Raw genomic sequence first — 3,260 nt, forward strand, 5'->3', positions numbered from 1 at the left:
TCCAGGCAGCCTGAGACCCATCGCCCCCTAATCTGCCCCGCTTACCTTTCTGGCAGGGGAGGGGGCCATCGGCAGATCACATGGGATCCGTCGCAAATCCGGAGTAGGAGTGAGAGAGTAGCAGGTATGTTGTGCTGCGTTCATGCAGCAAGCAGTTGAAACTGCTCGGCGATCGAGGGACGCCGAAAGCAGGCATACTTCGCCTGTTGTTTGCGCATCATGTGGATCATCTCGATCCCACCCAGGATCGTACGGGCGCTGGCGACAGACTGAAAGCCGAGCATTGGCCGCACTCGCCGCTTAACAGCGCGATGATCCTGTTCAATGCGGTTATTGCGGTAGGCACTCTGCCGGATCCGGATCGGCCTCAGTTTGCGTCTTGAATGATCCTGGACTGCCGGGGCTGCGCAGTCCTGATCAGCTCCGCCCCGGCAGTCCCTGACCGAATGAGGACCGATGATCCCCGAACCGTCGCACTTCGGCTTGATTCCACAGGAGTTTGCAAAGCCAGCCTTCAGCTTGGCCGGAGGCTGGCGCACGAGGTTTCCGGATCCGGAGCTGTCGAGGTCGGGGGAAGGCTGTAGAATTTGCCGCTTTCGCGAACCAGATCGAGACTTCAGACNAGTTTGCAAAGCCAGCCTTCAGCTTGGCCGGAGGCTGGCGCACGAGGTTTCCGGATCCGGAGCTGTCGAGGTCGGGGGAAGGCTGTAGAATTTGCCGCTTTCGCGAACCAGATCGAGACTTCAGACAAGTGAAGGACAAAGCACGAAGCGGCGTTGTCGACGATCCTCAGGAACTCGGCCGGCGAAGACACTGTCGGACGCAGCGCGGAAAGGTAGATCATGGCCGAAGAACACGCACGCGCGCTCGGCAATACCCTCAATCAGCGGGAGCGTTCAGCCCACGCTACAGTATTGCCGTGTAGGGGATCGGTGATAAACCCGGCCGCAGGTCCTTCGCCTCCCTGATGCTGGTATTCTCGCAAAGCTTCACCGGCTTTATTCATTGATATAACAGTGGAAGCCGCTTGGCACGATCGCACGTCAAGCAGGAATGCTCACCCAGACACGAAATGATCTCTCCAGTATCCTAAGCCTTCGTCATGTCGGGATAACATGGCACTGGCAAGAAGATAAGCGACCGACTCTTGCCTCTTGCGCACAGGCCGCCATTCCACCCGAAATGTGCTGAGACTAAACGCCTAGACGGCTATATTTAACCTCCGGGTAGGAATTAAAGCTGCACAAATCACGACGAAACATCGCCCGGGGCAATTTATGTTCATCAGTCTGCGCAGCAAACTTGCGACCATCGTCGGCGTCCTAGGGCTCACCACACTCGGGCTTGCCTGGTTTGCTGTGGCTCAGATCGACCGCGAACAAGCACGAGTTGGCACTCTGGAGGCAGCCTGGAGTGGAGCACTTCAAGCTCAGACGTTGGCTCAGGCGATCGAGCATGCAGTGGTCACGGCTCATGCCGTTTACACGGCTGAGGATAAGCAAGACGCACAATCGAAGTTCAGGCCGCTCGCCTCAGCACTCAAGGACATCGAACAGAAAAAAGGACCATTTCTGGCTTGGCTCGAATCCACCTCACCGGATCGCAAGCAGTTCCTTTCGCTGCAATTGCAGGAGTTCTTGGCTTATCAGCGAGATACAGCTGAGATGGGGATGAACCTATCTCCCAAGGCAGCTCTCATCCAAGCGACCGACGAGGCGACCATTAAGAGCCGCGAAGCATTGTTGAAGACCATCAGTCAGCTTGGAGAGGAGACGCTCCGCTCGCTCGACCAGTTACGGGCGTCGGCTGAAGAGGCCCAGAGAGAAGCGAAGATCGTTCTGGTGAGCGTGTTCGGCGGCAGCACCATTCTGGCGCTGCTCTGCGCGGGGTGGTTTGCAGCGAGTCAGATCCAGCGCCCGCTCACGCGACTTCAAACCACCATGTCCGCCTTGGCAGCAGACAACCTCGACATTCCAGTTCCATTCCTGACACGGCGAGATGAGATCGGCGCAATGGCAGGTGCGATTGCAATGTTTCAGAGGGCGCTGATCGACAAGCGTGCTTACGATATGGACACGTCTGCCAGAGCGGCCGAAAGGCTTGAGCGTGGGGCTCGCCTTGAAAGCGCAGCGGCGGCATTTGAGCAACGCGTACATCAGGTCACCCATGACCTGACTCGGGCTGCGGCGCAGATGGACGCGGTGGCGCGTTCCATGCGGAAGACGGCACAGGTCACGACTCAGCAAGCCTCGAGTGTCGCGTCTACGGCCGATGTGACCCTGACAGAGGTAGGATCGACCGCGCAGGCAACCGAGGCCCTGTCCCAAGCGGCACAAGGGATCGACCGGCAGGTTGGGACTGCAGTTTCGATCGCAACGACCGCGCTCTCTGAGCTCTCCGACACCGACAGGACAGCCCGATCGCTTACGACGGCAACGCAGGAAATCGGCTCCGTCGTTGAGCTTATCGCAACCATTGCCTCTCAAACCAATCTCCTTGCGCTCAACGCCACGATTGAGGCGGCACGAGCCGGTGCCGCCGGCCGGGGCTTTGCGGTCGTCGCTCACGAGGTGAAAGCTCTTGCGAACCAGACCAGCAGGGCGACCGATCAGATCTCGCACCAGATCGCCGCTATCAGGATTGCGGCCGACGCCACAGTACAGGCCATCTCCAATGTGGGGCAGACCATACGGGACATCAGCTCGATTGCAGGCCAAATCGCATCAGCTGCCGGCGAGCAGCAGCAGGCGACCCAGCAGATCGTATCAGGTATTACCTATGCCGCTTCCGCAGCGCAGGAGATGACCACCAATATGGCCTTGGTCTGCGAGGCTGCGGCCTCGAGCGGCGCCGTCGCCGAAGACGTCTTAACGGTGTCGGGGCACCTCGCGGGAACCTCGCAGAAACTAGAGAGTGAAATCACTGATTTTCTCGCGCGTGTGCGTGCCGCATGAATGTTTGAGGAATCCGAAGCAGGTCAAGCCTATCTCGTGTAGAATACCAAGAATCCGCTGACCAGATTGCGATCAACTACCGCAAGGCTGGCGTCGCCGACCGGCAGAAGGGAAGGCTCGGCTCGCGCTGAAAGTTCAGCAAGCTGCGCGGTTCCGTCGCAAATCCGGGAGAGGGGCAAGAATGGAGCCGATCCCTTCCGGCGTGCCTTCGTCACCTGCCTTGGGCATACTGGGCTCGAGATCGTTCTCGCGGTAGCTAGCTGTGAGTTCTGATCAGGTTGTTCCGGCGAGAGCCTGGGCCGGTGT

Annotated in this window: 1 protein-coding gene and 1 pseudogene; one reads left to right on the top strand and one right to left on the bottom strand. The window is 59.0% G+C overall.

Annotation, left to right across the window (positions count from 1 at the left end):
* Positions 1-140 precede the first annotated feature (140 nt).
* Positions 141-395: pseudogene (locus tag LG661_RS24290) on the bottom strand (DDE-type integrase/transposase/recombinase); the annotation flags it as partial.
* A gap of 882 nt (positions 396-1,277) precedes the next feature.
* Between LG661_RS24290 and LG661_RS24295 the strand changes: the two are divergent.
* Positions 1,278-2,954 (top strand): methyl-accepting chemotaxis protein, encoded by a 1,677-nt coding sequence (locus LG661_RS24295; protein WP_230534573.1) that lies wholly within the window; start codon positions 1,278-1,280, stop codon positions 2,952-2,954.
* The last annotated feature ends 306 nt before the right edge of the window (positions 2,955-3,260 follow it).

Origin of the sequence: Microvirga roseola (assembly GCF_020866965.1) — a bacterium.
GTDB classification, from domain to species: Bacteria; Pseudomonadota; Alphaproteobacteria; order Rhizobiales; family Beijerinckiaceae; genus Microvirga; species Microvirga roseola.

What these genes read in the sequence shown, in the direction of transcription:
- LG661_RS24295 (WP_230534573.1), top strand. Translation starts at nt 1,278, where the DNA reads ATGTTCATCAGTCTGCGCAGCAAACTTGCGACCATCGTCGGCGTCCTA.